Annotated in this window: 6 protein-coding genes; 5 read left to right on the forward strand and 1 reads right to left on the reverse strand. The window is 71.8% G+C overall.

Annotated elements, in window-relative coordinates; all coding sequences use genetic code 11:
• Nucleotides 1-166: 166 nt before the first annotated feature.
• From VI078_10540 to VI078_10560, 5 genes are all read left to right on the forward strand, one after another.
• Nucleotides 167-880, forward strand: a complete 714-nt coding sequence (locus VI078_10540; protein HEY5999717.1) for an ABC transporter permease subunit — start codon at nt 167-169, stop codon at nt 878-880.
• Nucleotides 881-902: 22 nt separating this feature from the next.
• Nucleotides 903-2,477 carry a GldG family protein gene (locus tag VI078_10545; GenBank protein ID HEY5999718.1) on the forward strand — a complete coding sequence of 525 codons (1,575 nt, stop codon included), beginning with the start codon at nt 903-905 and terminating at the stop codon, nt 2,475-2,477.
• On the forward strand, nt 2,474-3,046 hold the full coding sequence (locus tag VI078_10550) for a DUF4340 domain-containing protein (GenBank protein HEY5999719.1): 573 nt from the start codon (nt 2,474-2,476) through the stop codon (nt 3,044-3,046). The genes VI078_10545 and VI078_10550 overlap by 4 nt, the downstream gene beginning before the upstream one ends.
• Nucleotides 3,047-3,128: 82 nt before the next feature.
• On the forward strand, nt 3,129-4,625 hold the full coding sequence (locus VI078_10555) for a tetratricopeptide repeat protein (protein ID HEY5999720.1): 1,497 nt from the start codon (nt 3,129-3,131) through the stop codon (nt 4,623-4,625).
• A 147-nt stretch (nt 4,626-4,772) separates the two neighbouring features.
• Nucleotides 4,773-5,186, forward strand: a complete 414-nt coding sequence (locus VI078_10560) for a thioesterase family protein (protein HEY5999721.1) — start codon at nt 4,773-4,775, stop codon at nt 5,184-5,186.
• A gap of 16 nt (nt 5,187-5,202) precedes the next feature.
• Here VI078_10560 and menE read toward each other — a convergent pair.
• Nucleotides 5,203-6,465, reverse strand: a 1,263-nt coding sequence (gene menE / locus VI078_10565; protein HEY5999722.1) for an o-succinylbenzoate--CoA ligase, incomplete at its 5' end; no start/stop codon positions are given.

Consider the following 6,465-nt stretch of genomic DNA (forward strand, 5'->3'; position numbering starts at 1 on the left):
GGGGTCGCGCACGTGCGGGTGCGCGCCGAGGCCGGCGCCGACCCGCGGGAGGCGCTCGCCGCCGCGGTCGCCGCCAACGGCTGGGGCCTGCTGGAGCTGCACGCCGAGCGCCTCTCGCTCGAGGACGTCTTCCTCAAGCTCACGGCGGGGGAGGGCAAGTAGCGAGATGCGCGCCGCCTGGGCCATCGCCGTCAAGGAGTTCCGCGGCGCCTTCGCCTCGCCGATCGCCTACGCCTGGCTCGTCGTCTTCCTCGGCTTCACGAGCTGGTTCTTCTTCCGCGGCTTCTTCGTGCTCGGCCTGGCGACGATGCGCGGCTTCTTCAGCCTGCTGCCGTGGACGCTCGTCTTCCTCCTGCCGGCGCTGACGATGCGCCTCTGGTCGGAGGAGCGCAAGCTCGGGACGCTCGAGGTGCTGCTGACCTGGCCGGTGCGCGAGAGCGAGGCCGTGGCCGGCAAGTTCCTCGGCGGGCTGGGGCTCCTCGCCGTGAGCCTGGCCGGGACGCTGCCGCTGGCGGCGACGGTGTTCGCGCTCGGCGACCCCGACCCGGGGCCCGTGCTCGCCGGGTACTGCGGGCTGCTGCTGTTCGGCGCCGCCGGGCTGGCGATCGGCAGCTACGCCTCGGCGCTGACGGAGAACCAGATCGTGGCGTACATCGGCGGGGTGGCGCTGACGTTCGCGCTCTTCGTCGCCGGCGAGGACTTCGTGCTCGTCGCCGCGCCGGGCTTCCTCGCCCCGCTGCTCTCGTCGGTGGGCCTCGGCGCCCGCTTCTGGAGCATCGGGCGCGGGGTGATCGACAGCCGCGACGTGCTGTACTTCGTCGCGGTCACGCTCTTCTTCCTCTACCTGACCGTGCGGCGGCTCCAGGAGAGCCGCGCCTAGGACGGGCGGGGGGCGACAGACGATGGCGACGCACCGGCGGCTGCTGCGGCTCAACCGGATGGCGCAGACCGCGCTGCTCGCGGGCGTGCTCGTGGCGGCCAACGTCGTCGCGCAGCGCTGGTTCGCGCGCTGGGACCTGACGCAGCGGCGCGAGTACACGCTGGCGCCCGCGACGAAGAAGCTGCTCGCGGCGCTCGACGACCGGGTCGTCGTCAACGCCTACTTCAGCCGGCAGCTCCCGCCGTATCTCGTGCACCTGCGCCGCCAGGTGCAGGACGTGCTCGAGGAGTACCGGGCGTTCTCGCACGGCAACCTCGACCTGGAGTTCGTCGACCCGGGCCCGGACGCCGGCGCCGAGCAGCGCATGCGGGCGCTCGGGATCCCGAAGCTGCAACTCGAGGTCCTCGAGCGCGACCAGTTCCAGCTCTCGAACGTCTACCTCGGGCTCGTCGTGCTGCACGGCGGGCGCCAGGAGGTGCTGCCGGTCATCCAGGACACCGGCAACCTCGAGTACGAGCTGACTGCGGCGCTGCTGCGCCTGACGAGCCCGCAGAAGAAGGCCGTCGGCTGGATCGGGGCCCCGGAGGCGGACCCGCGCGAGCGGCAGGCGGACCCGTTGCGGCGCGAGCTGGGGCGGCTCTACGACCTGCGGGATCTGCAGGCCGAGGGGCTCACCGCGGTGCCGGAGGGCGTCGCGACCCTCGTGGTCGCCGGTCCGCGCGACCTGGACGAGAAGGCGCGCTTCGCCATCGACCAGTTCGTGATGCGCGGCGGCCGCGCGGTCTTCCTCGTCGATCACTTCGAGATCCCCGAGGGGTCGCTCGAGGCGATCCCCCTGGAGGCGGGCGTCCACGAACTGCTCGAGCGCTACGGGGTGAAGGTGGCGCGCGACGTCATCGGCGAGCCGCGCCTGAACGCGCCCGCCGCGTTCTCCTCGGGCTTCATGCAGTTCCGCATCGCCTACCCCTGGTGGGTCCGCGTCCCGGCGGCGGCGCTGGATCGCGAGCAGCCGATCACCTCGCGCCTCGAGGGCCTCGTCCTGCCGTGGGCGAGCGGCGTCGAGCCGCTGGCGGCGCTCCCCGCCGGCGTCAAGGCGACGGTGCTGGCGAAGGCTTCGCCGGACGCCTTCGCGGTCACGGGCAGTTACGACTTCTCGCCGCAGCCGCGGGGGCGCGAGGGCGGGGGGCAGAAGGCACCCGCTGGCGGCCGCCCCCTGGCCGTGCTGCTGACGGGGAAGTTCCCGAGTTTCTGGAGGGGCAAGGCGGCGCCCGCCGGCGCGCCGGCCGGCCAGGTGCGCGGCGAGAGCGCCGAGACGTCGGTCCTGGTGGTCGGCACGTCGCGGCTGGCCCAGGCCGAGTTCCTGCGCCAGTTCCCCGAGGATGGCGCCTTCATCCTCAACGCGATCGACTGGATGACCCTGGGGCCGGACTTGATCGGCATCCGCTCGCGCGTTTCCGAGGAGCGCGTGCTCGCGCCGGTGTCGGAGCGCGCGAAGTCGGCGATCAAGCTCTTCAACGTGATCGCGATCCCGCTGCTCGTGGCGCTGGTCGGCATCGTGCGCCTCAACGCCCGCCGGCGGCAGAGGGGCGAGGCGTGAGATCGCGCGCGACGCTCGTCCTCGCCGCGCTCCTCGTCGTGCTGGGCGCCGCGGCCGCGCTCGTGGCGGGCCCGTGCAGCGCGGACCGGCCGCGCGAGCATGGGCGGGCGCTGCCCGGGCTCGCGCCGGCGGACGTGCAGACCATCCGCATCGCGCGGTCCGGCGCCGAGGTGCTGCTGGCGCGCGCGGGCTCCGGGTGGAAGCTCGGCGCGGCGAAGGAGGCGGCTGACGCCGCGGCGGTCGACGCGTTGCTCGCGGACCTGGCGGCGCTCGAGGTGAGCGCCGTGGTCTCGAAGAACGCCGCGAAGCAGGAGGCCTACGAGACGGACGCGGCGAAGGGGATCGTCGTCCGGCTCGAGGGCGCGGGCGGCAAGCTCGTTGCGGGCTTCACGGTCGGCAAGCGGGGACCCGATTTCGCGAGTGCGTACCTCAAGCGCGACGGCGCGAAGGAGGTCCTGCTCGTCTCGCGCGACGTGCGGACGCCGCTGGCGAAGTCCGCGGAGAACTGGAAGGAACCGCCGAAGCCTCCTGCCGCGACGCCTCCCTCTGGTCAGCCGAAGAAGCCGTAGGTCGCGGGGCAGCCCCCGAAGACCTTGACAGGCGCCGGTTTGCCCCGGAGCATCAGCTCGAATGCGAAAGAGAAGGCTCGCAGTGTCCTTCGTGATCGCGGTCGCGCTGTGCGCGCTGACCTTTGCGGTGTTCTGGCCCGCTACCCGATACGGATTCCTCAACTATGACGATGACATTGTGGTGTGGCGGAATCCCACTGTAAGCAGAGGCATCACGGCGGATGGCCTGCGCTGGGCGCTGACGGGCTTCGATGGGTGGAACTGGAATCCGATTGCCAAGCTTTCACACATGCTGGACGTGCGGCTTTTCGGCCTGCGCGCCGAGCGGCACCACCTGGTGAATCTGCTCCTCCATATGGCAAACGTTGTTCTCGTTTTCGCCGTGCTGCGGTCGATGACCGGCGCAGTGTGGAAGAGCGCGCTTGTTGCAGCCCTCTTCGCCGTTCATCCCCAGCGTGTCGAGTCGGTAGCCTGGATTGCTGAGCGCAAGGACGTGCTTTCGGCCCTGTTCGGCCTTCTCGCCGTCCGAATGTATGTCCATCATTGCCGGAGGCCGGGGCGCTGGCGCCTGGCCGGCACGGGCGTATTCCTGGCTCTCGGGCTGATGTCCAAGCCGATGCTCGTGACCCTGCCCTTCGTGCTGCTCCTGCTTGACTGGTGGCCGCTCGGTCGGGCGTTGCCACTGCGTCCGTCGTTCGCGCTCTTCAAGGAGAAGGCCGCGCTGTTCGGCATGGCCGCTGCCCTCGGCGGAGTGACGTTGCTCGCTCAGAGCCGGGGCGGCGCCATCGCGCCCCTGGACGTCCTGCCGGCGGGCGTCAGGATTGCCAACGCTGCCGGTGCGTACACTGCGTACCTCGGCAAGTTCGCGTGGCCCGCAAACCTCGCCGTCTTCTATCCCGGCGATGTTTCCGTGGCGTGGCGCCCGGCGATCACAGCCGCCGTGGTCCTCGTGCTCATCACGGCGTTCGTCGCGCTCGGTGCCCGGCGACATCCTTACCTCGCCGTCGGGTGGCTCGCCTGCTGCGGCATGTTGGTCCCGGTGAGCGGCCTCGTCCAGGTCGGATTGCAGTCGATGGCGGACCGCTACACCTACCTGCCTCACGTCGGGCTGCTGCTGGCAGTGGTATGGCTTGCCGGGAGATTCTGCGCGGCCTCACCTGCCAGGACCGTCGCTGCGGTCCTGCTCTGCGTGGCGGTCCTCGGCATCCTGGGGGCGCAGTCCGTTCGTCAGGTCAGGTACTGGCGCGATGACGAACTGCTGTTTCGCCACGCCCTCGCGGTCACGCGCGCCAACCACGTCGCCTTGAGCAATCTGGCGAACATCTTGATCGAGCGGGGGGAGTTGCGAGAGGGGATCGAGTTGACGCGCCAATCGCTCCTTCTCCGGCCGCAAGAGGCCGTTGCGCACAACAACATGGGAATCGCCCTCGCGAAACTGGGACGTCTCGACGAGGCGCGGCCATGGTTCGAAACTGCGCTGCGGCTTGATCCGGCGTACCTCCCCGCCATGCGCAACCTCGATCTTCTGCGGCGCCGCATCGGACTGCGCCAGCAAGGTCCGGTTCGCCCGGCTTTCTAGGGGCCGTGCAAATCGGCGACTCCACGATTCATGGCACGGGAATCGGCATCTGTGAGTACAATGTGTCGGTCTGGAAAGCAGATCGCGGTGCGATCGGAGGCGGGGTGAGCGCGAGGCACATTCATGCCAGGCCATGAGGAGAATCCGGTGGAATTCACCTGCGAGCTGACGGTCCGCCTCTACGACACCGACGCGGCGGGCTTCCTCTTCTACGGGTCGCAGTTCCGCCTCGCGCACGCCGCGCTCGAGGAGTTCCTCCAGCACCTGGGCCTGCCGATCGGCGAGGTCCTGCGCCGGCGCGAGGTGCTCTTCCCCGTCGTCCACGCCGAGGCCGACTACCGCGCGCCGCTGAGCGCGGGCGACCGGCTGACGGTGCGCGTCGGCGTGCGGGCGATCGGCGAGCGCTCGTTCACCATCGCCTACCGCTTCCTGCTCCCCGGCGGCCGGGAGGCCGGCGGCGCGCTCACGGTGCACTCCGCGCTGGACACGGCGACCGGCGCCTCGTGCCCGTTGCCGGAGGCGCTGCGCGCGGCGCTTGGGCCGTATCTCGACGTCGCCTAGCGTCTCGTCCCGGGAGTCACGATCTCGAAATCCCCCCTTCCCCCCTTTGCCAAAGGGGGAGAGGGGCGTTCCCAGGTGTCGCCAGCCGGGCCAGCTCCCGCCGATCCGGCTTCATCCCCTCCGCGACGTCCGGCCAGGGCAGGTAGCGCACCGGCGCCTTGAAGCCGGGAAGCGTGCGGCGCAGGAACGCGCCGAGCGCGGCCGGATCAGGAAGGTGCCCGGAAGCCGTGCGCAGGAACGCGGCCGGGCGCGCGCCGAACTCGGCGTCGGGCACCGGCACGACGATCGCGTCCAGCGTGCCGGGGAAGTCCACCAGCGCGCGCTCGATCTCCTCCGGGTGGATGTTCTCGCCGCCGGAGACGAACATGTTGTCGCGCCGGCCGTCGACGACGAGCCGGCCCGCCGCGTCCAGGTGGCCAAGGTCGCCGGTGTGGAACCAACCGCCTCGGTCCCGGGCGGCGCGGACCTCCCCGCCCTCGAGGTAGCCCGCAAAGAGCGTGCGCCCGCGGACGAGGATCTCGCCGCCGGCGTCGAGCGCGATCTCGCGAAACGGCAGCGGGCGGCCGGCCGTGCGCAGCGCCTCCGGCGGGTCGCCGGGGCGGGTCGCGGCGGCCTGCGAGGCCGTCTCGGTCGAGCCGTAGCTGGTGACGAGGCGCGCGCCCAACCGCGCGGCCTCATCGAGCAGCGGCGCCGCCACCGGCCCGCCGCCGAGGAGCGCCGCCTTGAGCGAGCGCAGCGCCTCGCGGCCGCGCGCGTCGCCGAGCAACCGGAAGAGCTGCGTGGCAACGAGCGAGACGTGCGTGATGCCGCGGACGAGGATCGCGTCCGCGAGCGGCTGGTCCCGGTCGGCGAGGACGACCGCCGCGCCGCCCTGGAGGCAGCGGAAGATCACCGCGAGGCCGCCGACGTGCCACAGCGGCAGCGAGAGCAGCCAGCGGTCGCCGGGGCGCAGCGGGATGTTGCGGTTCGACCCGACGGCGCTCGCCCAGTGGTTGGCGAACGAGTGCAGCGCCGCTTTCGGCGCGCCGGTGCTTCCAGACGTAAAGACGATCGTCGCCGGCGCGTCGGGAATGAAGGGCGGGATGGCGCCGGAATCGCGGGCACCGCTCGCTCTCGGCTCGTCGCCGTAGCCGCCCGGCGATTGTGTCTCCGCGCCGGCGCTCCAGAACATCCGCGCGTCCAGCGGATCGATGCCGCCGGTCGCCGGCACCGCCGCGCCGTCCGCCGCGACCAGCCGCCGGCAGCCGACGCGCGCGAGCAGCGCGGGGACCGCCCCGGG

This window comes from bacterium, from assembly GCA_036524115.1.
Lineage (GTDB): Bacteria > JAUVQV01 > JAUVQV01 > JAUVQV01 > DATDCY01 > DATDCY01.